Consider the following 22635-nt stretch of genomic DNA (forward strand, 5'->3'; position numbering starts at 1 on the left):
GGCGGCGTCACGGAAGCAACTCGTACGGCCCCCCGGGCAGCGCGGCGCGGCGGGCCCGCACCGGGCGGGCCCACTCTTTTGCCCGCATGAGGGGACCGGCGGTGCGGTGCGGGATTCAATGGGCCGATGATCCGGTTCGAGTCCGTCACCAAGCGCTACCCCGACGGAACCACCGCCGTCGACGACCTCTCCTTCGAGGTCGGCGAGGGCGAACTGGTGACCCTCGTCGGCCCGTCGGGCTGCGGCAAGACCACGACGATGATGATGGTCAACCGCCTCATCGACGCCACGGCCGGACGCATCCTCGTCGAGGGCTCGGACGTCGCCGCCGTCGACCCGGTACGGCTGCGCCGCCGCATCGGCTACGTCATCCAGCAGACCGGGCTCTTCCCGCACCGCACGGTCCTCGACAACACCGCGACGGTGCCGGTGCTGACCGGCTGGAAGAAGCCGAGGGCACGCGAGCGGGCGGCCGAACTCCTCGACCTGGTCGGCCTGGACCCGGCCGTCTACGGCGACCGCTACCCCGACCAGCTCTCCGGCGGCCAGCGCCAACGCGTCGGTGTGGCCCGCGCACTCGCCGCCGACCCACCCGTCCTCCTCATGGACGAACCCTTCGGCGCCGTCGACCCCGTCGTCCGCGAACACCTCCAGAACGAATTCCTCCGCCTCCAGGACGCCATGCACAAGACGGTGCTGCTGGTCACCCACGACATCGAGGAGGCGATCCGGCTCGGCGACCGCATCGCCGTCTACGGGGAGGGCAGGATCGAGCAGTACGACACCCCGGCGCGGGTGCTCGGCGCCCCCGCCTCCCCGTACGTCGCCGCATTCGTCGGCTCCGACCGGGCGTTGAAGCAGCTGTCGGTGACCGGCATCGACCGGGCAGGACTGGAGCGCCCGCCGTTCGCGCGGCTCGGCGAACCGGCGGCCGACGCGGTCGCCAGGCTGCGCGCCGGGAACGCCCGCTGGGCGGTGGTGCTGGACGAGGCGGGGGAGCTGCACGGCTGGGTGGGCACCGAGGAGCTGGCCGGGGCCGCAGGTCCCGTCTCCGGGCACGCGCGCCGGATGGAGGCGTGGGTTCCGGTGACCGGCACCCTGAAGCAGGCGTTCAGCGAGATGCTCAAGCACGACGCGGGCTGGATCGCGGTCCTGGAGGGCCACCGCTTCCTGGGGGTGCTGACCCCGACGGCGCTCCATGAGGCGCTGCGCCGCACCATCGCCCCCGACGAGCGGGGCGCGCCGCGCGAGCGGGACGAGGTCGACTCGGTGCCGACCCGGTGACAGTCCTCAGGGCTTCTTCGGCAGCAGGCCCTTGGACGTGAGGTAGTCGCGTGCCACGTCGGCGGGCAGCCGCCGCCAGCTGTCCACGCGCTGGTTGAGGCGGGCCAGGTCGGCGGTGGTCAGGACGGAGTTGAGGCGGTCGAGTGCGGCGGTGACACGGGGGCTGCCGGCGCGGGCGCGGTTGACGACGGGGATGACGTAATCGGCGTTCTGGAGCTTCTTGTCGTCGGCGAGCACCACCAGGCCGAACTGGTCGAGGGTGGCGTCCGTGCTGGTGGTCAGCACCATCTGGTCCTGGCCGTTCTGCACGGCCTGCTTGGCGGGGGTGGTGCCGACGCCCTTGGGGTCGACGGCCGTGACGTCGATGCCGTACGTCTTCTTCAGGCCCGGCGCGCAGAACGGCCGCTGCACGCACTCGTCGCCCGCCGCGAGCCGGACAGGCAGCTTCGCCCGGCCCAGGTCGCTGAGGGTCTTGAGGCGGTGCCTGGCCGCGTAGGCGGCGCTGACGGCGAAGGCGTTCTGGTCGACGGCGCGGCCGGGGGCGAGGGCGGACAGGCCGCGCGGGGCGGTCAGCTTGCGCAGCGCGGTCATGGTGGCGGCGAGGTCGGGGGAGGCGACGGGCGGCGCCTTCGGGCCGTGGGTCTTGGCGTTGAGCCAGTCGGCGAAGGTGGCGGCGTACTCCGGGACGACGTCGATCTGGCCGCTCTCCAGGGCGGGCTCGTACAGCTCGCGGTTGCCGACGGTGAGGATGTCGGTGTGGAAGCCGGCCGCGCCGAGCAGCGCCGCGTACATCTGGGCGAGCAGCTCGCTCTCGGTGAAGCCCGCCGAGCCGATGGACAGGTCGTGCCCCTCGCCCGGTGAGGCGGTGACGGTGCCGCGGTCCTCCAGGGACGGGCCGCCGGTGCAGGCCGCCAGGAGGGCGCCGCACAGCACGGCGGCGGGTACGCGGCGGCGGCGCCACCGGGGGGCGGCCGGCGTCATCGCATCCGTCCGCGCGCCCAGGCCGGCGCACACCGCTGCCCGGCCTCGAAGGCCGCCTCCATCAGCAGCGCGAACACCGCGACGACGACGGCGCCCGCGACGACCTGCGGGGTGGAGGCGAGGTTGAAGCCCGCGGTGATGATCCGGCCGAGGCCGCCGCCGCCGACCAGCGCGGCGAGCGTGGCGGTGGCCACCAGCTGGACGGCGGCGATCCGGATGCCGGTCAGCACCAGCGGGAAGGCCAGCGGCAGTTCGACCCGCCACACGAGCTGGTGGCCCGTCATCCCCATGCCCCGGGCGGCCCGCACCACGTCCTGGTCGACCTCGCGCATCCCGACGTAGGCATTGGTCAGCAGCGGCGGGACGGCGAACAGCACCAGCGCGATGACGGTCGGCCACTGCCCGTGCCGCCCGAGCGGGGTCAGGAGCAGCAGCACGAGGATGGCGAAGGTGGGGACGGCACGGCCGATGTTGGCGAGGTTGACGGCGAGGGCGCCGCCGCGCCCGAGGTGGCCGAGGGTCAGCGCGACGGGCAGCGCGAGCAGGCAGCTGACGGCGAGGCAGCCGACGGTGAGCCAGAAGTGCTGGACGAGGCGGTGCCAGATGCCGTTCTCACCGGACCAGTGGGCGGCGGTGGTCAGCCAGGACCAGACCGCGGAGAGGGTGTTCACGGGCGCCGCCCGGCCACGGCGACCCGGCGCGCGCCCGCGCCCCGCCCGCGCGCCGGCCGCCCGGTGCGGGCCCGCCGCCACGGCGTGAGCAGCTGCTCGGCGCCGAGCAGCAGCAGGTCGAAGACGACGGCGATGAGCACGCACAGCACCGAAGCGGTGAGCACCTGCGCCTTGAAGAAGGAGTTCATGCCCGCGTAGATGAGGTTGCCCAGGCCGCCGTGGCCGACGATCGCGCCGACGGTGGTGAGCGAGACGGCCGAGACGGTGGCGATCCGCAGCCCGGCCATCGCCGCGGGCAGCGCCAGCGGCAGTTCGACGGTGAGCAGTTGGCGGGTGGGTCCGTAGCCCATGCCGCGGGCGGCGTCCTTGGCCTCGGCGGGTACGCCTTCGAGGCCGGCCAGGATGTTCCGGACGAGCAGGGTCAGCGAGTACAGCGCCAGGCCGGCCACGACGAGGGTCGCGGACAGGCCGTAGAGCGGCAGCAGCAGCGAGAACATCGCCAGCGACGGGATCGTGTAGAGCACGGTGGTGATGCCGAGCACCGGGCCGACCGTCCAGCGCCTGCGGCGGGCAAGCAGCGCCAGCGGGAGCGCGATCACCAGGCCGAGCAGGACGGAGATCACGGTCAGCTGGACGTGTTCGAGCACCGCGTCGAGCAGGATCCGGCGGCGGGTGCTCAGGTAGTCGCCGCAGATCCAGTCGTTGCGGGCCAGGCAGTCGTCCGGCGGTGCGGTCACGGTACGAGTCCACCGCGGGCGGTCCCGGGTGTCGCGCGGGCCGCGTCCGATCGGGGCGGGGGAGCGGGCGCGGGCCGTCACGGTGGAGCGGGCGGCGGCCACAGCGGGCGCGCACGGGCCCCCACCCCCGCCTATACATCGAGTGTGTACTCACTATGTATAGTTCCCTCACGGGTGGTCGCCCCGGCCAGGCTCCGACCCCACACCTCCGTTGCCCGACCCCGGAAAGAGCCCCGCCATGCCGAAGCACCCCCGCGCCGCCACCGCCCGCCGCCGCTCCATAGCCGGGCTGCTGGCCGCCACCTCCCTGACCCTGGCGCTCAGCGGCTGCACCGACTACGACGTCACCGCACCGGCCGACGCGCGCGACGACGCCCCCGCCGCGGCGGTCAAGGCCAAGGACGCGAAGCTCGCGGCGGACGCCAAGAACGGCTCCGGGGCCAAGGACGCGAACGGCGACGACGTCGACTGCCGCAAGGCCAAGTGCGTCGCGCTCACCTTCGACGCAGGCCCCAGCGAGAACACCAACCACCTGCTGGACATCCTGAAGAAGGAGAAGGTGCACGCGACCTTCTTCATGCTCGGCAAGAACCACATCGCCGAGCGCCCGGCCGAGGTGAAGCGGATCGACCGCGAGGGCCACGAGCTGGCCAACCACACCTGGTCGCACCAGATCCTGACCGACATCAAGCCGGCCGAGGTCAAGCGTGAACTCTCCCTCGTGCAGGACCAGGTCCACAAGATCACCGGCAAGACGCCCAAGCTGATGCGCCCGCCGCAGGGCAGGACCAACGAGCAGGTCTCGGAGATCAGCAAGGAACTCGGCCTGTCCCAGGTCCTGTGGAGCGTGACCGCCAAGGACTACCAGACCACCGACTCGAAGTTGATCACCAAGCGGGTGCTCGACCAGACCGAGAAGGACGGCGTCATCCTGCTGCACGACATCTACAAGGGCACCGTGCCGGCCGTCCCCGGCATCCTCAAGGAGCTGAAGAAGCGCGGCTTCACCATCGTGACCGTCTCCCAGCTGCTGTCGCCCGCGACACCGGAGCCGGGGATGGCTTACCGGCCGTGAAGTGACGGGCGGGACGGGGATGTTGGGGGGCGGGGCTGAGGTGTTGGGCGGGCCGGGGCGGGCCTGGAACGTTTCGGGGGTGGGCGGACCCGTCCGTCCCCCCCCACCCCCGAACCCACCCCCGCCCCCTCCCCCGTAGGGGGAGAGGGGGGAGGGGGCGGGGGAGCCGGAACTCAGCCGCGGCGGGCCGCCCGCGGCTCGCTCGGCCTCAGCCGCGCCCGGCCGGTTCGGCCTCCGCCCGCCGGTCCTCATCGGGCCTGGACGACGGCGCGGCCGGCGCCCCCGGGTGCGCGGCGCCCGGCCCCTGCTCCTTGCCCTTGCCGTGCTCCGCGCCCGTACCAGGACGCTTCTTCGCGGGCGCCGCCTCGACATCCTGCGGGAACGTCAGCTGCTTGCTCTGCCACTCCAGCGCCGGCACCACCTCGCGCCGCCAGGTCGCGAACTGGTGGCTGCCGCGCGGCAGGATGATCGAGTCGACGGTCATCGGTGCCTTGACGGCGTGGATGAACTGCATGGTGGCGCCGTAATCCGGCTCGCCCTTACGGCTGCTGGCGACGAGCGCGGAGACCTGCGGCGCCGGCAGGTGCTTCAGCCGCCACAGCAGGTCGTGCTCCCGCTCGCGCTTGGCGCCCTCGGGCCCGGCGCCGAACAGGCTGCCGGTGGTCAGGTCGTCCTTGATCGCGTAGTCGCCGGAGAGCGAGACGGCCGAGGTGTAGATCTTCGGGTTGCGCATCGCCAGCTGGAGCGAGCAGCTGCCGCCCGACGAGTAGCCGAACGCGCCCCAGGCGCTGGGGTCGTGGCCCACCCGGTACGCGGACTTCATGGCGTCCGGCAGGTCCTTGGTGAAGAACGTCTCGGCCTGCGGGCCGCCCGGCACGTCGACGCACTCGGTGTCCCGCGGCGGCGCGATCGTCGGCCGCACCATCACCATCACGGTCGGCTGCATCGTCCCCTTGGCGATCAGCTTCCCGGCGTTCTGCGGGATCTGGAGGTGCTGCGCGAGGTTCATGATGCCGCCGGGGTAGCCGCTGATCACGACCATGACGGGGAACCGCTGGCGGCGGAACTGCGGCTGGAAGTACTGCGGCGGCAGATAGACGAACGCCGGGTTGATGGCCCGGGTCCTGCGCCCCACGATCCGCACCGACTCCATCTTGCCGACCTTGTCGGCCGGGCCCTGCGGCAGCCCCGTCACCCGGTCGAGCCCCTGCGGCCCGGCAGGCTGCACAAGACCGCCCTTGACGTCCCCGACGGACGTGTACTGCCCGCCGCCCTGGCTCACCGCCACCGGGGCCTTGTCGTTGTTGCCCAGCAGGTCGTCCCAGCTGCCGTAGAACTCGAAGCTGTTGTTCACCGCGAGGGCCAGCGCGCACACGATCGACACCTGGGTGAGCACGATCGCCCCGAGCCGCCCCAGCAGGACCCGCGCCCCGCGCCCCGACAGCCTCGGCCACAGCCACACCGTCAGCGCGACGAGAATCAGCGCCAGCGCGACCACCGTGTATTCGAGCCATGGACTGGTCAGCCCCATGCGCCTGCATCTCCCGTCACCCTCGCGAGGGCTTTTGCCCTGGTACCGGTCACCGGCCGCCCGGAGCGAACAACGGACGGTCCTGGCCCTATCGTCACCGGATAAGACGGGCGCATCCGACCATCGGATACCTGCCGGACCCTGTTCTTACCCAGCTCTTGCCGGGCTGTGTCCGGGACGTGATGTGCGGCTCGCACGGCGAGGAGGACGGCGGCCCGCCCCACCGGAAAAACGACGGGCCGTACGTCCCCCGGGCCCGCGACGTGCGCGTACTGCCGCCCGACTCAAGGGAGTTGCCCCGCCACGGCCCGCTCCCCTGACACACGGCCGCCCGCCCCGGCCACGCAGAGCGGCACACGGGCATCCGCGTCACTCCGGCCGGACCCGGGCGCACAGCCCGTCCCGCCCGCCTACGCCGCCGTGCCCCCGTAGTGGATCTTGGCCGCCACGGGCCCGCCGCCCGGCCGCCCCCGCATCCCGTCGGCACACTCCCCCCCTGCACCCACCACGCGGCACGCGAGGTCCCACGGTGACGCCGGGGATGGCCGCTACCCTTACGTATCCGTCCTGGTCAGGGACATGTCCGCAGCTTCAGGGACATACGCCGCACCCCACCACACGCAAGAGAGGTCCGCCGATGGGCATTCGGAGTCTGCTGCGCAACGCTTTCGGTCGCTCCAAGGCGACCCGCGAGGAGTCCGGCGCGGCACCGAGCGGCACGGAAACGCCGGAACCGGCCACCCCGTCCGCCACCATCCCGGAGGCCCGCGAGGAGTCCGCCCCGGGAGCCGCCAAGGCCGCATCAGCGCCGGAGAGCGAGTCCCCGGCCGCCGACGCACCGGTGGCCGAAGTCCCGGCCGCCCGCACGGCCCCCCTCGAATCCACCCAGGAGCCGGCCGCCGAACCCGCCGCCCCGGCCACCGCATCACTGCCCGCCCAGAGCTCCCCGGTGGACACCGAGGCGGAAACCCCCGCCCCCGCCGACGCGACGACGGACGTGCCCGAGGCGGACGCCCCCGAAGCGGACGCACCCGAGGCGGAAGCCGCGGAGAAGACGGACGCCGCGGAGAAGACAGAGGCCACGGAGCCCGAGCCCGAGGAAGCCGCCGCACCCGAAGTCCCGGCAGCAGCACAGCCGGAGACGAAGGCGGAGACGGAGCCGAAGGCAGAAACGGAGGCGGAGGCGGAGGCACCGAAGCCGGAACCGGAAACGAAGCCGGAGCCGGAGGCGAAGGCACCCGAGCCGGAGCCGGTATCGAAGGCACCGGAGGCACCGAAGGCACCGGCGCCCGCACCGAAATCGAAGCCGGCCACCCCGGCCGACCCGATCGCCCAGGCCGACCCGATCACCACCCCGGCCGACGCCACCACCCCCGCACCATCAGCCTCCTCCCCCTCCGCGCCTTCCTCCCCCTCCTCCCCCTCCCCCACCCCCATCTCCCTCACCAAGGTGGAGGCCACCGCCCCCGGCCTCGTCAGCCTCTACAAGTCCGCGGGTGCCGTCCTCGACAAGCACGGTCTCGGCACCCAGCGCGCCGCCGTCTACCTCGTCCTCGACCGCTCCGGCTCGATGCGCAACTACTACAAGGACGGCACCGTCCAGCACCTCGCCGAGCAGGCACTCGGCCTCTCCGCGAACCTCGACGACGACGGCACCGTCCCGGTCGTCTTCTTCTCCACCGACGTCGACGGCACCGCCGACCTCGACCTGGCCCACTACGAAGGCCGCATCGAGGAACTGCACGCCGGACTCGGGCACATGGGCCGGACGAACTACCACTGGGCGATCGCGGCCGTGGTCGAGCACTACAAGAAGTCCGGCTCCACCGCCCCCGCCTTCGTCATCTTCCAGACCGACGGCGCCCCCACCTCCAAGCCCGCCGCCGAAAAGGCACTCTGCGAGGCCGCCGGGCTCCCCATCTTCTGGCAGTTCGTCGGCTTCGGTGACCCGGAGGCCAAGGGCTTCGACTTCCTCCGCAAGCTCGACGATCTGGCCGTCCCCGACAAGCGCGTCGTCGACAACGCCGGTTTCTTCCACGCAGGCCGCGACCCCCGCGCCCTCTCGTCCGACGAGCTGTACCAGCAGCTGATGGTCGAATTCCCCGAGTGGCTCACCGAGGCCCGCGCCGCAGGCGTCTTGAAGGACAACTGACCACCGCACCACCCCACTTACCCCACCGGCCGCGGCCGGGGCCCCACCGGTCCCCGCCCGCGGCCGGCGCTTTTCCCCGAGGGCCGCACGCCCCAGCCCTCTGCCGCATTCCCATAACCTTCCCGCCAGGCCGGTTTTCATCCCCTTATCCACAGCCCTTTCCCCACCCTTCGAACGCACTGTCAGTGCCCTGCGGAAAGATCAAAACCCACACGATGACGATTTCGGTCGCTACAAGCAGGACGCCGCGAACCTCACCAATGGGCCTCTTCCGGAGTATGGGCGTGACATTTGGAGAGCTGGCGACGGCACCCTGTTACGCATGGACAATCATGGAAGAATTATCACGCCTGAAGAGTTCATGGACAAAGAAGGCATGCGATGAAGACAAGGGAATCCTCACAGGCACCAAAAGGCCATGCCCATGCCTCCTGACACCAACAGGTCAGCATCGCTCCAACCCGAAGAGGCCGTGCGGCGCTGGAGAAAGTTCGCCGATTACTGCCACGACGGATACCCATGGGGCGTGGATGAGTACGCGACTGACGTCGCCATCCGTTCGGCCATCAGCAGGGTCACACAGAGCGGATCGAACGCCGACCCCAGCCACCAGTCCGCCACCCGCGCCATCGCAGATATCGATCAATCGCTACGGGAACTCTTCCAGCAGGAAGCCTTCCCTCGCGTGCCCATCGAAAAGTGGTGGATCCGCAATGTTCCGGCATACGCAGCACGTGCCTTCTGCCAGGAATTCAACGAGATTTACCACGTCTCCATCGCCGCGAAGTCCCGTTTCGATACCGACCTGGATGCCATGTCACGACTGATGTCCGGAGGGATGAAGCCAACCGAGGCGTACCTGACTGCCAAGAGAGATAACTGGTACGTCACAGCGGAACCCGGTCTGCTTTTCCGGGCATGCGCCTCATTTGGCGCCTTGGACCGGCCGAAACGTCGCATGCTCTGGTCCTGGGCAACAGGAAAACTTCCCGACTCCGAGTTGCTGGCTGAATTCGGCGACGGTTGAGATCCGCGGAAGGGGCAGCCCGGCATGATCAAGGTGCGTCCAGGAGAGCCCGGAAGCCACTCAAGTCTCCGACCTCTCGGTAGGCGCCCTTGTCCCACCAAGCGCCCCCACCCCCCACTACCTACCCTGAGTGGGGTGATCCGGTTCTTCCGGTATATCCGCCGATCAGAGTGGGTGCACCGGAGCGACAGCCGGTGGAGGCGGGTTGCGTGGTGAGTGGAGACGGGCAGGGGGAAGGGGAAGGCGGCGCGGGCAGGGCGCGCGGGCCCGCCGCGTCTGCCGGTGCGGCGCCCGACCCCCACCGCTGGTACGCCCTCCTAGTCATCGCGCTCGCGCAGCTCATGGTCGTGCTCGATGCCACGATCGTGAATATTGCGTTGCCGTCCGCGCAGCGGGAGTTGGGGATGTCGGACGGGAACCGGCAGTGGGTGATCACCGCGTACACGGTGGCGTTCGGTGGGTTGTTGCTGTTGGGCGGGCGGATCGCGGATCTCGTCGGGCGGAAGACGGCGTTCATGGTGGGGCTTGTGGGGTTCGCGGTCGCGTCGGGGCTGGGTGGGGCGGCGACCGGGCCGGGGCTGTTGTTCGGGGCGCGGGCGTTGCAGGGGGCGTTCGGGGCGTTGCTGGCGCCGTCCGCGTTGTCGCTGCTGACGACGACGTTCACCGACGGGAAGGAGCGGGGGAAGGCGTTCGGGATCTACGGCGCCATCGCGGGTGGCGGCGCGGCGATCGGGCTGATCGCCGGCGGGCTGCTGACCGAGTATCTGGACTGGCGCTGGTGTCTGTACGTGAACATCCCGGTCGCGGTGCCGGCGTTCGCGGGCGCCGCGGTGTTCCTGCGCGCCCGGCCGGACCGCAGGCACGCCCGGCCGAACCACGGGCACACCCGGCCCGACCGCGAGCGCGCCCGACCGGACCACGAGCGCGCCCGGCCGGACCACAGGCACGCCCGGCCCGACCGCGAGCGCGCCCGGCCGAACCACGAGCACGCCCGGCTGGACGTGCCCGGTGTGCTGCTGGGGTGCGGCGGCCTGGTGGCGATCGTCTACGGGTGCAGTGAGGCACGGCCGCGGGGCTGGAGTGACGCGCTGGTGCTGGGGTTGCTGGCGGGCGGTGTGCTGCTGCTGGCGCTCTTCGCCTGGTGGCAGACCCGGGCCCGGTATCCGCTGCTCCCGTTGCCCATCGTGCGGGACCGTAATCGCGGCGGCGCTTTCCTGACCATGGGGCTTGCCGTCAGCGCGATGTTCGGAATGTTCCTGTTCATGACCTATTACTTTCAATCCGTGCTCGGATATTCGCCGGTAAAGACGGGGCTGGCTTTTCTGCCGATGACGGCCGCGATCGTTATCGGCTCGACGCAGATATCGGCGCGGCTGCTGCACCATCTCGCGCCCCGGCTGCTGATGGCACCGGGTGCGCTGCTGGCCGCGGTGGGCCTGTTCCTGCTGACGTTCCTGACCGCCGGGCCGGCGTTCGTCTCGCACGTGCTGCCCGCCGAACTGCTCGTCGGCCTCGGCATGGGCCTGATCTTCATGCCGGTGATGGCCACCGCCACGACGGGTGTCGCGTCCCGGGATTCCGGCGTCACATCGGCGACCGTCAACACCGCGCAGCAGGTGGGCGGTTCGATCGGTACGGCACTGCTGAACACCCTCGCGACGTCGAGCGGCGCGGCGTACCTCGCGTCCCGGACGGCGGACGCGTCGCGCACCGGGCAGCTCACGCCGGCGGTGCGTCACGGCATCGCCGAGGACGCCGTGGTGCACGGCTTCACCGTCGCGATCGGCGTGGGCTCGGCGATCATGCTGCTGGCGGCCGTGGTGGCCTGGTTCATGGTGACGGCGCGGGCCCCGAAGCACCGGCCGAGGCCCGCGCGGAACGCGGCGACGGCGGCTGTGTGAGGCCGGGTCTTCGGCACCCGGCACGGGAGGCGGCCCCGGGCCTCCGTGCAGCGGCGGCGTCCCGCCGTACGGCCCGTCGCGGCCCGCGGAATAGCCGCCGGTAATGCGTGCGGAAATGCCAGCGGATTCGTACCGCGCAGTCCAGTACGATATTGACGTTCCGTAAAGCAATTCTTCACTCACCGTAGCGACTTGGGAGCAGCCGGCAATGGCTCGACACCTCATCACCAGCGCCCTTCCGTACATCAACGGGATCAAGCACCTGGGCAACATGGTGGGGTCCATGCTCCCGGCCGATGTGTATGCGCGGTATATGCGGCAGCGCGGGCACGACGTGCTCTACATCTGTGCGACGGACGAGCACGGCACCCCGGCCGAGCTGGCGGCGAAGGCCGCGGGTCAGTCGGTGGACGCGTTCTGCGGCGAGCAGCACGACAAGCAGAAGGCGATCTACGAGGGCTTCGGCCTGAAGTTCGACCACTTCGGGCGCAGCTCCTCGCAGCAGAACGTCGAGATGACCCAGCACCTCGCCCGCAAGCTCCAGGAGAACGGCTTCATCGAGGAGCGGGCGATCCGCCAGGTCTTCTCGATCACCGACGACCGCTTCCTGCCCGACCGCTACATCGTCGGCACCTGCCCGCACTGCGGCTACGACAAGGCGCGCGGCGACCAGTGCGAGAACTGCACCCGGGTGCTGGACCCGACCGACCTGATCGACGCCCGCTCGGCGATCAGCGGCAGCGGCGACCTGGAGGTGCGCGAGACCACGCACCTCTTCCTGCTCCAGTCCAAGCTCCAGCACGAGGTCGAGGAGTGGCTGGCAGGCAACGGCAGCACGGAGTGGCCGACGCTGGCCTCGTCCATCGCCCACAAGTGGCTGACCGAGGGCCTCCAGGACCGGGCGATCACCCGCGACCTGGACTGGGGCGTTCCGGTCCCCGCGGACGTGTGGCCCGAGCTGGCCGCCGAAGGCAAGGTCTTCTACGTCTGGTTCGACGCCCCGATCGAGTACATCGGCGCGACGAAGGAGTGGGCGGACGCCGCGTCCGACGGCAGCCGGGACTGGAAGTCGTGGTGGTACGAGGCCGACGACGTCCGCTACACGGAGTTCATGGCGAAGGACAACGTCCCGTTCCACTCCGTGATGTTCCCGGCGACGCTGCTCGGCACCCGTGAGCCCTGGAAGAAGGTCGACTTCCTCAAGGCGTTCAACTGGCTGAACTACTACGGCGGCAAGTTCTCCACCTCGCAGCAGCGCGGCATCTTCACGGACGCGGCGCTGGAGCTGCTGCCGGCCGACTACTGGCGCTACTTCCTGATCGCCAACGCCCCCGAGTCGGACGACACGTCCTTCACCTGGGAGCTGTTCTCCGCCTCGGTCAACAAGGACCTGGCTGACACGCTCGGCAACTTCGTCAACCGGGTGCTGTCGTTCTCGCGGAAGCGGTTCGGCGACGACGTGCCCGCGGGCGCCGAGGCCGGGGCCGCCGAGCAGAAGCTGGGCGAGGAGATCGCCGGGCTGCTGGCGGAGTACGAGGGCCACATGGAGGCGCTCCAGTTCCGCAAGGCGGCGGCTGCGCTGCGCGCCCTGTGGAGCGCGGGCAACTCCTACCTGGAGGAGAAGGCCCCCTGGCTGGAGATCAAGACCGACAAGGACGCGGCGGCGCTGACGCTGCGGACCGCGATGAACCTGATCCACCTCTACGCGATCGTCTCCGAGCCGTTCATCCCGGCGTCGGCGAAGGCGATGCGGGGCGCGTTCGCGCTGGCGGACGACACCGCGGTGTGGGTCTCCCCGGAGGAGGCCAGGGCGCTGTCCTCGGTCCCGGCGGGTACCGCGTTCACGGTGCCGCCGGTGCTCTTCGCCAAGATCACCGAGGACGACCTGGAGTCGTACCGCGAGCGGTTCGGCGGCGACGACTCCGCGTAGTCACCGCATCCGCGTAGTCACCGCAGCGGAAAGCCCCCGGGACCAGCTGGTTCCGGGGGCTTTCCGCTGGGCGGTGTTACTTGCCCTGCGTCTTCACCTGCGGCTTGCGGATGTTCAGGTGCAGCTCCTTGAGGCGCGCCTCATCGACCTCGCTGGGGGCGCCCATGAGCAGGTCCTGGGCGTTGCCGTTGAGGGGGAAGGCGATGGTCTCGCGGATGTTGGGCTCGTCGGCCAGCAGCATCACGATGCGGTCGACGCCGGGGGCGATGCCGCCGTGCGGCGGGGCGCCGAACTTGAAGGCGCGGAGCATGCCGCCGAACTCCGCCTCGACGGTGTCCTTGTCGTAGCCCGCGATGGCGAACGCCTTGTACATGACGTCCGGCTCGTGGTTACGGATCGCGCCCGACGACAGCTCGGTGCCGTTGCAGACGATGTCGTACTGCCAGGCCAGGATGTCCAGCGGGTCCTTGGTCTCCAGCGCTTCCAGGCCGCCCTGGGGCATGGAGAACGGGTTGTGCGAGAACTCGATCTTCCCGGTGTCCTCGTCCTTCTCGAACATCGGGAAGTCGACGATCCAGCAGAAGCGGAACTCGTCATCGACGAAGTTGCCGGTGCGCTTGGCGGCCTCGACGCGGACCGCGCCCATGATCTTGGAGACCTCGTCGAACTCGCCGGCGCCGAAGAAGACGGCGTGGCCGGGCTTCAGGTCCAGGGCCTCGAACAGCGACTTCACGTCGTCCTCGGTGAGGAACTTGGCGATCGGGCCGGTCAGCTCGTTCTTCTCGCCGACGCGGACCCAGGCCAGGCCCTTCGCGCCCTGCTGGACGGCGAAGTCGCCCATCTGGTCGAAGAACTTCCGCGACTGGCCCGCGGTGTCCGGGACGGCCAGGGCACGGACGTGCTTGCCGGCGAACGCCTTGAAACCGGAACCGGCGAAGACGTCCGAGACGTCCACAAGCTCCAGCTCGGCGCGCAGGTCCGGCTTGTCGGAGCCGTACTTGAGCATCGACTCGCGGAACGGGATGCGCGGGAACGGCGAGGTCACCGTGCGGCCGTTGCCGAACTCGGTGAACAGCTCCGTCATCAGCGTCTCGATCGGGCCGAAGACGTCCTCCTGCTCGACGAAGCTCATCTCGACGTCGAGCTGGTAGAACTCGCCGGGCGAGCGGTCCGCGCGGGCGTCCTCGTCGCGGAAGCAGGGCGCGATCTGGAAGTAGCGGTCGAAGCCGGCGATCATCAGCAGCTGCTTGAACTGCTGCGGGGCCTGCGGCAGCGCGTAGAACTTGCCGGCGTGCAGGCGGGAGGGGACCAGGAAGTCGCGGGCGCCCTCGGGGGAGGTGGCCGACAGGATCGGGGTGGCCATCTCGTTGAAGCCCAGCGCGGTCATCTTGTGCCGGATGGCGGAGATGACGGCGGTGCGCAGCAGGATGTTGCGGTGCATGCGCTCGCGGCGCAGGTCGAGGAAGCGGTATTCGAGGCGCCGCTCCTCGTTGACACCGTCGTCGGCGTTGATCGTGAAGGGGATCTGGTCGGCGGCGCCGAGCACCTCGACGTCGGTGACCTCGATCTCGACCTCGCCGGTCGGCAGGTCGGGGTTGACGTTGTCCGCGCCGCGGGCGCTGACCCGGCCGTCGATGCGGACGACGGACTCCTTGGTCAGCGAGCCGAGCGCTTCGTTGGCCGGGGTGCCGGGGCGGGCGACGAGCTGCACCAGACCGTAGTGGTCGCGCAGATCGATGAAGAGGATGCCGCCCAGGTCACGTCGATTGTGCAGCCAGCCGCTGAGGCGGACGTCCGTGTCGACGTCCGCGGCCCGAAGCTCGCCGCAGGTGTGGGACCGGTACCGATGCATCGCTCATCCAAGTCGTCGCGAGTCGAGGTGGGGAGATCGCGGACGGACCGCGTGCCGCCGGCGGACGAACCGTTTCCGTCCGCGGAAGGCGCCCCAGGTTTGTGATAACCGCTCCAGGTTACCGTCCCGGGCTCCGTCGCTCGATTGGCATAGACGTGTCAGGGCGGCGAGGATCCGGGTGTCCCGAGCGTGGCGGGCCGCCATGGGACGATGGTCACCTCGCCCTCGTTGGTCGGGCATCGGCAAACCCACATAAAGTGATGCAATGCGCACCAAGGATCTCCTGGCCGCCATCGCGACCGGCCTGTGGCGCTGGGACGACGCGACGGGCCGGGTGAGCCTCGACGCCGAAGCGGCCCGGCTGCTGGGTCTGCCGGCGGAGCCCGTCGAACTCGGCGAGGCCGCCATACGCTCCCGCTTCCACCCCGTCGACTTCGCCGAGATCAACGGCGTGGTGCAGCTCGCCGTCTCCGAGAGGACCCTCGCCGAGGCCAGGCTGCGCGTCGTGGACACCCGCGGCCGGGTGCTGCGGACCGTCCGCTCCCGCTCCCGCCCGATGAAGGCCGACGGCGGCTTCGTCCTGGTCGGCACGCTCCAGGAGGTCCCGGAACCGCAGCCGGGCACCGGTTCCGCGCACACCCCCATCACCGGCGACTGGCGCCGCTCGCGCGAGGCGTTCCTGCTGGACGCGGGCCGGGCGCTGGCCGAGGCGCACTCCACCGCCGAGGTGCTGCGGGTCGCGGCCGGCCTGTCGATGCCCGGATTCACCCCGGACGGCCTCGCCGTCTTCGGCATCGAGGGCGACCGCATCTCGGTCATCGGCCACCACGGCCACAAGCACGGCGACGAGCGGCCGTTCACCGAGATGACGCTGAGCACCGACTACCCGGCGGCCGAGGTGATCAGGACCGGCCGGGCGATCTACCTCCCCAACCCCGACGCGTATCTGGAGCGCTACCCCACCGCCTGGCCGCTGGCCGCCCGCTTCGACCGGGTGTCCTGGGCGTTCCTGCCGCTGATCAACGCGGGCCGGACGATCGGCGCCTGGATGGCGGGCTTCAACCACCCGGTCACCTTCACACCCGACGAGCGGTCGGTGCTGACCACGGTCGCCCGGATGCTGGCCCAGGCGCTGGCGCGGGCGAGCACGCAGGAGTCGCAGCACGAACTCTCCGTCGGTCTCCAGCGCAGCATGATGCCGACGGTGCAGCCGGACATCCCCGGGATGACGGTCGCCGCCCGGTACGTGCCGACCGGCGGCGGCCTGGAGGTGGGCGGCGACTGGTACGACATGATCCCGCTGCCGTCCGGCCGGATAGCCCTGGTCATCGGCGACGTCCAGGGGCACGACGTGCGGGCCGCCGGCCTGATGGGCCAGCTGCGGATCGCCCTGCGTGCCTACGCGTCCGAGGGGCACCACCCCGACGCGGTGCTCTCCCGCGCCTCCCGCTTCCTGTCGGGCATCAACGAGACCGTCCAGGGCGCCGACCCGCGCTTCGCGACCTGCCTCTACATCGAGGTCGACCCGGCGACCGGACTGCTGGACATCGCACGCGCCGGGCACCCCGATCCGGCGATCCGGATGAACGACGGCACGATGCTGGTGCGCCCCACATCGGGCGGGCTGCCGCTGGGCATCGACCCGGACACCGACTACCCCACCACCCGGCTGGTCCTGGAGCCGGGCGAGACGATGATGGTGTGCACGGACGGGCTGATCGAGACCGGCGGCCACGACCTGGAGACCGGCTGGGCGCGGCTGCGCGAGATCATCGAGCGGCACGACGACGGTGAGGGCGCCGAGGGCCTGGAACGGCTGGCCGACGAGCTGGTGCAGGCCGTCCACGGCCCCTCGTCGCACCACAGGACCGGCCCGCTGATAGACCGCCGCGAGGACGACATCGCGGTGCTGCTGCTGAGCCGCGAGGGCGGCAGCTGCGGAGTGGGCACCGGCGGCCGGATGCCGCAGCAGCCCGTCCGGCGCACCGTGCTGACCGTCGCGCAGGCCGAGCCGGAGCGGATAGGTGAGGCGCGCCGGCAGGTCCGCGACGTGCTGCACGACTGGGCCGACCCGGATCAGGTGGACTCCGCGGTCCTGATGGTCTCCGAGATGGTCACCAACGTGCTGCTGCACACCGACGGGGACGCGCTGCTGATCGCCGAGATCTCCGGCGAGCGGGGCGGACGCCGGATCCGCGTCGACGTCGCCGACGGCAGCGACGAGCTGCCGCACCGCCGCAGCCCCGGCGAGCTGGCGTCGTCGGGGCGCGGCCTGATGCTGATGGAACTGCTGGCCGGTGCGTGGGGCGTGGATCCGCGCGGGGACGGCAAGTCGACGTGGTTCGAGCTCTACGAGGACGCGGGCGCGGGCGGCGCGGAGGGGCCGTCGGTGCCGGGCTCCGCCGGGGTGCCGGGACCTGAGCCGTCCGGCGGGCCCGCGGGGCCTTCCGGCGGCCCGGAGGAGTCGGTTCCCGAGCTCGCGTAGTGCCGGCGCAGCTCGTGCAGCACGCCGAAGACGGCGGCGGTCAGCGGTACGGACAGCAGCATGCCGAGAATGCCCGCGACGCTGGCGCCCGCGGTGATCGCCAGCATCACCGTCGCCGGGTGCATCTGGACCGTGCGGCTCTGGATCATCGGCTGAAGGACGTGCCCCTCCAGCACCTGGACGGCCAGCACCACGCCGAGCACCCACAGCGCCTTCACGAAGCCGCCCTCGGCGAGCGCCACCAGGATCGCCACCGCGCCCGAGATGAACGCGCCGAGGTAGGGGATGTAGGCGCCGACGAAGACCAGCGCGCCCAGGCCGAAGGCGTTGGGCACCTGAAGTACCAGCAGGCCGACGGTGATGCAGACGGCGTCGATCAGGGCGATGAGGGTGGTGCCGCGCATGAAGCCCTCGATGGCCTGGAAGCCGCGGCGGGCCATCCGCTCCAGCTGGGGCGCGGATTCGCCGGGGGCCCAGTCGTGCAGCGCCCGTACCGCCTTGTCCGAGTCCCGCAGGAAGAAGAACGTCAGCAGCAACGCGAGCACCGCGGCGGCGACGAACTGGCCGACGATGCTGACGCCGGCCAGCAGCCCGGATGCCGCGGTGCCGCCGAACTTGCCCAGCAGCTGCTTGGCGTTGGAGGCGAGGTCGTCGAGCGAGGTGCCCGCGGCGCCGAAGTGCTGGGAGACCTGTTTGGCCGCGTCCTTGAGCGAGGCGATGATCTGGTCACCGGTGTCGACCAGCGCGCTGACCACGATGTAGCCGGCGCCGCCGACGACGATCAGCAGCACGGCGCAGGTCAGCCCGGCCGCGAGGGAGCTGTTCAGCTTCATCGCCACCAGCCGCCGGTACAGCGGGCCGAGCAGCGCGCTGCCCAGCAGCGCCAGCAGCACCGGCGTGACGGCCGTACTCAGTTCGACGCACAGCCAGATGCCGACCGCGACCACGCCGGCGACCAGCAGGCCGACCCCGCACCAGGCGGCGACCCGGCGGGCCGCGATCGGGAGCAGCGGCGCCCCGTCACGGGGCCGGTTTTGTTCCAGTTCGTTTCGCACCGGGACAGTCCACCACGCGGGCCGGGCCGGTAGCCGTCGGCGGCCGGTTCCGACGCCGTGCCGCCCCGGCCGCCGGATCGCCCGGGGACCGCTTCCCGGCATGCGGAAGGGGGCGGCGTTTCACGTGAAACGCCGCCCCCTTCACCGGAGTTCACCCCCGGCGCGCGGTCAGCTCGCGTCGGCCGGCACCGTTCCCAGCCGCCCTGCCTGGAAGTCCTCGAAGGCCTGGGCCAGCTCGGCGTGGGTGTTCATCACGAACGGGCCGTAGTGCATCATCGGCTCGCGGATCGGCAGCCCGCCCAGCAGCACGACCTCGAAGTTCGGGCTGCGCGACTCCTGGCTCTCGTCCGCCCGGATCGTGAGCGCGTCACCGGAGCCAAAGACGACCGCCTGTCCCATCCGGAACGGACGTCCTTCCGCGCCCGCCGTGCCGCGCCCGGCCAGGCCGTACGCGAGGGCGTTGAAGTCGGCCCGCCACGGGATGGTCACCTCGGCGCCCGGGTTCACCGACACATGGAGCATGGTGATCGGCGTGTGGGTGGCACCGGGGCCCTTGTTCCCGTCGATGTCGCCGGCGATCAGCCGCAGCAGCGCACCGCCGTCGGCGGAGGTCAGCAGCTTGACCTGGCCGCCGCCGATGTCCTGGTAGCGGGGGGCCATCATCTTGTCGCTCTTCGGCAGGTTCACCCACAGCTGGAGGCCGTGGAAGAGGCCGCCGGACATGACCAGCGACTCCGGCGGCGCCTCGATGTGCAGCAGGCCGGAGCCCGCCGTCATCCACTGGGTGTCGCCGTCGTTGATGACGCCGCCGCCACCGTGCGAGTCCTGGTGCACGAAGGTGCCGTCGATCAGGTACGTGACGGTTTCGAAGCCGCGGTGCGGGTGCCAGGGCGTGCCCTTGGGCTCTCCCGGCGCGTACTCCACCTCGCCCATCTGGTCCATCATGATGAACGGGTCGAGGTGCTTGTAGTCGATGCCGGCGAACGCCCGGCGCACCGGGAAGCCCTCGCCCTCGAAACCGGTCGGCGCGGTGGCGACGGCCAGCACCGGACGGCTGCGCGCGTCGGTGGGTGCCGCCACACGCGGCAGGGTCAACGGGTTCTCTACGGTCACTGCGGGCATGACGGCCTCCTCGGTCGTTCGGGTTTCAACTTAGTTGAATGCTGAACAACCTGCAAGGCGTGCGGCATTCCCGCAGGTGCCGCTCCAGGTCAAACGGGGATTTTCAGCCGCCTACGCGGCAATGACGTCAGCCGTACATCCGGCGCATCGCGAAGTCGACCATCTGCTCCACGGCCTTCGCGTCGAAGACCATCCGGTGGTCGCCCTCCATGTCGAGCACGAAGCCGTAGCCGGTGGGCAGCAGGTCCAGCACCTCGGCACCGGTGATGACGAAGTACTTGGACTCCTTGCCCGCGTACCGGCGCAGCTCCTTGAGCGAGGTGAACATCGGGATCACCGGCTGCTGGGTGTTGTGCAGCGCCAGGAACCCGGGGTTGTCGCCGCGCGGGCAGTAGATCTTGGACGTGGAGAAGATGCCCTGGAAGTCCTCCGCCGACATCGAGCCGGTCGTGAAGGCGCGCACCGCGTCGGCGAGCGAGGGCGGGGACGGCTCCGGATACAGCGGCTGCTCGCCGTAGCCCCCGGAGGGCGGTTGCGGCGGCGGGGGCGGCGCGCCGTACTGCTGCTGCCCGGCACCCGGGTTCTGGTCATAGCCGTACATGCGGCACAGCGTACTGATTCGGCGGGGGCCGCACCGGCCCGTCCGGGAACTCCCGCACGGGGCCGCGCTCCAAGAGAGGCGACCCCTCCGGCAGGGGACGCGCGTCACAGATGGGCGGAAAGGGTTGCGCCTTATTACCGGTGGGTAGCATCATCGGTAGCTACTAGCTGGTATCGCGTAACGAGCGCCACTCTTGCTGAATTGATACGGAGCCGTACCCATGGGGCACTACAAGTCGAATCTCCGCGACATCGAGTTCAACCTCTTCGAGGTGCTCGGCCGTGACAGCGTGTACGGCACCGGTCCGTTCGCGGAGATGGATGTCGACACCGCCAAGAGCGTCCTGTCCGAGATCGCCCGGCTGTCCGAGAACGAACTGGCCGAATCCTTCGCCGACACCGACCGCAACCCGCCGGTCTTCGACCCGGACACCAACACCGCGCCGGTCCCCGACACGTTCAAGAAGAGCTACCAGGCGTACATGGACGCCGAGTGGTGGCGGCTCGGCATCCCGGAGGAGATCGGCGGCACCACCGCGCCGCGCTCCCTCCTGTGGGCCTTCGCCGAGACGATCCTGGGCGCCAACCCGGCGATCTGGATGTACGCGTCGGGCCCCGCCTTCGCCGGCGTCCTGTACGACGAGGGCACCGACGAGCAGCACCGCATCGCGCAGCTGATGGTGGACAAGCAGTGGGGCTCCACCATGGTGCTCACCGAGCCGGACGCCGGTTCGGACGTCGGCGCCGGCCGCACCAAGGCCGTCCAGCAGGAGGACGGCACCTGGCACATCGAGGGCGTCAAGCGCTTCATCACCTCCGGTGAGCACGACATGTCCGAGAACATCGTGCACTTCGTCCTCGCCCGCCCCGAAGGTGCCGGTCCCGGCACCAAGGGCCTGTCGCTCTTCATCGTGCCGAAGTACGACTTCGACTGGGAGACCGGCGAGCTGGGCGAGCGCAACGGCGCCTACGCGACCAACGTCGAGCACAAGATGGGCCTCAAGGCGTCCAACACCTGCGAGATGACGTTCGGCGCCAACCGCCCCGCCAAGGGCTGGCTGCTCGGCGAGAAGCACGACGGCATCCGCCAGATGTTCAAGATCATCGAGTTCGCCCGCATGATGGTCGGCACGAAGGCCATCGCCACCCTCTCCACCGGCTACCTCAACGCGCTCGAGTACGCCAAGGAGCGCGTGCAGGGCCCGGACCTGGCGGCCTTCACCGACAAGACCGCGCCGCGCGTCACCATCACCCACCACCCCGACGTGCGCCGCTCGCTGATGACGCAGAAGGCGTACGCCGAGGGCATGCGCGCGCTGGTGCTCTACACCGCGACGGTCCAGGACGAGATCCTCGTCAAGGAGGCCGCGGGCGAGGACGCGAGCGCCGCCACCCGCCTCAACGACCTGCTGCTGCCGATCGTCAAGGGCTACGGCTCGGAGAAGTCCTACGAGCAGCTGGCGCAGTCGCTGCAGACCTTCGGCGGCTCCGGGTACCTCCAGGAGTACCCGATCGAGCAGTACATCCGGGACGCCAAGATCGACACCCTCTACGAGGGCACCACCGCGATCCAGGGCCAGGACTTCTTCTTCCGGAAGATCGTCCGCGACCAGGGCCAGGCGCTGACCGTGCTGTCCGAGGAAATCAAGACGTTCCTCGCGGCCGGCACCGGCGGCGCGGAGCTGGAGCAGGCCCGCGGCGAGCTGGCGAAGGCGGCGGCCGACCTGGAGGCGATCGTCGGCGCGATGCTGACCGACCTCGCGGCGACCGAGAAGGACGTCAAGTCCATCTACAAGGTGGGCCTGAACACCACCCGGCTGCTGATGGCGTCCGGTGACGTCGTCATCGGCTACCTGCTGCTCAAGGGCGCGGCGGTGGCCGCGGAGAAGCTCGGCGGCGCCCCGGCGAAGGACAAGCAGTTCTACACCGGCAAGATCGCGGCGGCGAAGTTCTTCGCCCACAACGTCCTGCCGGGTGTCTCGGTGCAGCGCGGTCTGGCCGAGGCCGTCGACCAGTCGCTGATGGAGCTGGACGAGGCCGCGTTCTGAGGTGACCGCGCCGGCCCGTCCGGCGCGCGTCCGCCCTGATCCGGCGTCCGTTACGGCCGTGGGGGGCGGCCCCCCCCCCCGGGGGGGGGGCCCCCCCCCCCCCGGCCCCCCCCGGCCCCCCCCGAGGGGTGTTGCGCCACCCGGGGCGGCGAGAGGGGGATGGGGGGGGGGGGCCCCCCCCCCC

The 22635-nt window shown here is 70.7% G+C and carries 15 protein-coding genes and 1 pseudogene; 8 read left to right on the forward strand and 8 right to left on the reverse strand.

Annotated elements, in window-relative coordinates; genetic code table 11:
• Positions 1-126 precede the first annotated feature (126 nt).
• Positions 127-1284: an ABC transporter ATP-binding protein gene (locus ACIBK8_RS22335; RefSeq protein WP_399043534.1), complete on the forward strand. Its 1158-nt coding sequence runs from the start codon at positions 127-129 to the stop codon at positions 1282-1284.
• A gap of 6 nt (positions 1285-1290) precedes the next feature.
• Here the strand turns inward: ACIBK8_RS22335 and ACIBK8_RS22340 are convergent, their stop codons facing one another.
• The 3 genes from ACIBK8_RS22340 to ACIBK8_RS22350 are packed head-to-tail and all read right to left on the reverse strand — an operon-like array spanning position 1291 to position 3673.
• A complete protein-coding gene (locus tag ACIBK8_RS22340) occupies positions 1291-2265 on the reverse strand; it encodes an ABC transporter substrate-binding protein (protein ID WP_399043535.1) in 975 nt (324 codons plus the stop codon).
• Positions 2262-2936 carry an ABC transporter permease gene (locus ACIBK8_RS22345; RefSeq protein ID WP_399043536.1) on the reverse strand — a complete coding sequence of 225 codons (675 nt, stop codon included), beginning with the start codon at positions 2934-2936 and terminating at the stop codon, positions 2262-2264. Before ACIBK8_RS22345 ends, ACIBK8_RS22340 begins: the two co-directional genes overlap by 4 nt.
• Positions 2933-3673: an ABC transporter permease gene (locus tag ACIBK8_RS22350; RefSeq protein ID WP_399043537.1), complete on the reverse strand. Its 741-nt coding sequence runs from the start codon at positions 3671-3673 to the stop codon at positions 2933-2935. Before ACIBK8_RS22350 ends, ACIBK8_RS22345 begins: the two co-directional genes overlap by 4 nt.
• A 238-nt stretch (positions 3674-3911) precedes the next feature.
• Between ACIBK8_RS22350 and ACIBK8_RS22355 the strand changes: the two genes are divergently transcribed.
• Positions 3912-4748 (forward strand): polysaccharide deacetylase family protein, encoded by an 837-nt coding sequence (locus ACIBK8_RS22355; protein ID WP_399043538.1) that lies wholly within the window; start codon positions 3912-3914, stop codon positions 4746-4748.
• A gap of 208 nt (positions 4749-4956) precedes the next feature.
• Here ACIBK8_RS22355 and ACIBK8_RS22360 read toward each other — a convergent pair whose 3' ends face one another.
• Complete coding sequence (locus ACIBK8_RS22360) at positions 4957-6279, reverse strand: alpha/beta hydrolase (RefSeq protein ID WP_399043539.1); 1323 nt, start codon at positions 6277-6279, stop codon at positions 4957-4959.
• Between the two features lie 637 nt (positions 6280-6916).
• On the opposite strand from ACIBK8_RS22360, the gene ACIBK8_RS22365 reads away from it, so the two are divergent.
• The 4 genes from ACIBK8_RS22365 (at position 6917) to metG (ending at position 13289) form a co-directional block, all read left to right on the forward strand.
• Entirely contained in the window at positions 6917-8431 is a 1515-nt protein-coding gene (locus ACIBK8_RS22365; protein WP_399043540.1) for a vWA domain-containing protein, read from the forward strand.
• Between the two features lie 526 nt (positions 8432-8957).
• Positions 8958-9458, forward strand: a complete 501-nt coding sequence (locus tag ACIBK8_RS22370; RefSeq protein ID WP_399043541.1) for a hypothetical protein — start codon at positions 8958-8960, stop codon at positions 9456-9458.
• A 212-nt stretch (positions 9459-9670) separates the two neighbouring features.
• The gene (locus tag ACIBK8_RS22375) at positions 9671-11359 is read left to right on the forward strand and encodes an MFS transporter (protein ID WP_399043559.1); all 1689 of its coding nucleotides are present in this window, start codon (positions 9671-9673) and stop codon (positions 11357-11359) included.
• A 208-nt stretch (positions 11360-11567) separates the two neighbouring features.
• Positions 11568-13289, forward strand: coding sequence for a methionine--tRNA ligase (metG, locus tag ACIBK8_RS22380; RefSeq protein WP_399043542.1), 1722 nt, complete (start codon positions 11568-11570; stop codon positions 13287-13289).
• A 76-nt stretch (positions 13290-13365) separates the two neighbouring features.
• Here metG and aspS read toward each other — a convergent pair whose 3' ends face one another.
• Positions 13366-15141: an aspartate--tRNA ligase gene (gene aspS, locus ACIBK8_RS22385; protein ID WP_399043543.1), complete on the reverse strand. Its 1776-nt coding sequence runs from the start codon at positions 15139-15141 to the stop codon at positions 13366-13368.
• Between the two features lie 265 nt (positions 15142-15406).
• Between aspS and ACIBK8_RS22390 the strand changes: the two are divergent.
• A pseudogene (locus ACIBK8_RS22390) lies at positions 15407-17542 on the forward strand (SpoIIE family protein phosphatase); the annotation flags it as partial.
• On the opposite strand, the gene ACIBK8_RS22395 reads toward ACIBK8_RS22390, so the two are convergent.
• From ACIBK8_RS22395 to ACIBK8_RS22405, 3 genes are all read right to left on the reverse strand, one after another.
• Positions 17491-18681, reverse strand: a complete 1191-nt coding sequence (locus ACIBK8_RS22395; protein WP_399043544.1) for an AI-2E family transporter — start codon at positions 18679-18681, stop codon at positions 17491-17493. The pseudogene ACIBK8_RS22390 and the gene ACIBK8_RS22395 overlap by 52 nt on opposite strands.
• Positions 18682-18849: 168 nt before the next feature.
• Positions 18850-19803: a pirin family protein gene (locus ACIBK8_RS22400; RefSeq protein WP_399043545.1), complete on the reverse strand. Its 954-nt coding sequence runs from the start codon at positions 19801-19803 to the stop codon at positions 18850-18852.
• Between the two features lie 127 nt (positions 19804-19930).
• Complete coding sequence (locus ACIBK8_RS22405) at positions 19931-20404, reverse strand: SseB family protein (RefSeq protein WP_393684260.1); 474 nt, start codon at positions 20402-20404, stop codon at positions 19931-19933.
• Between the two features lie 220 nt (positions 20405-20624).
• Between ACIBK8_RS22405 and ACIBK8_RS22410 the strand changes: the two genes are divergently transcribed.
• Positions 20625-22451 (forward strand): acyl-CoA dehydrogenase, encoded by a 1827-nt coding sequence (locus ACIBK8_RS22410; RefSeq protein ID WP_399043546.1) that lies wholly within the window; start codon positions 20625-20627, stop codon positions 22449-22451.
• The last annotated feature ends 184 nt before the right edge of the window (positions 22452-22635 follow it).

The organism is Streptomyces sp. NPDC050161 (assembly GCF_044460025.1).
Classification (GTDB): Bacteria; Actinomycetota; Actinomycetes; order Streptomycetales; family Streptomycetaceae; genus Streptomyces.

Coding starts and splice junctions, on each gene's coding strand:
- ACIBK8_RS22335 (WP_399043534.1), top strand. CDS start 127: ATGATCCGGTTCGAGTCCGTCACCAAGCGCTACCCCGACGGAACCACC.
- ACIBK8_RS22340 (WP_399043535.1), bottom strand. CDS start 2,265: ATGACGCCGGCCGCCCCCCGGTGGCGCCGCCGCCGCGTACCCGCCGCC.
- ACIBK8_RS22355 (WP_399043538.1), top strand. CDS start 3,912: ATGCCGAAGCACCCCCGCGCCGCCACCGCCCGCCGCCGCTCCATAGCC.
- ACIBK8_RS22360 (WP_399043539.1), bottom strand. CDS start 6,279: ATGGGGCTGACCAGTCCATGGCTCGAATACACGGTGGTCGCGCTGGCG.
- ACIBK8_RS22365 (WP_399043540.1), top strand. CDS start 6,917: ATGGGCATTCGGAGTCTGCTGCGCAACGCTTTCGGTCGCTCCAAGGCG.
- metG (WP_399043542.1), top strand. CDS start 11,568: ATGGCTCGACACCTCATCACCAGCGCCCTTCCGTACATCAACGGGATC.
- aspS (WP_399043543.1), bottom strand. CDS start 15,141: ATGCATCGGTACCGGTCCCACACCTGCGGCGAGCTTCGGGCCGCGGAC.
- ACIBK8_RS22400 (WP_399043545.1), bottom strand. CDS start 19,803: ATGCCCGCAGTGACCGTAGAGAACCCGTTGACCCTGCCGCGTGTGGCG.
- ACIBK8_RS22405 (WP_393684260.1), bottom strand. CDS start 20,404: ATGTACGGCTATGACCAGAACCCGGGTGCCGGGCAGCAGCAGTACGGC.
- ACIBK8_RS22410 (WP_399043546.1), top strand. CDS start 20,625: ATGGGGCACTACAAGTCGAATCTCCGCGACATCGAGTTCAACCTCTTC.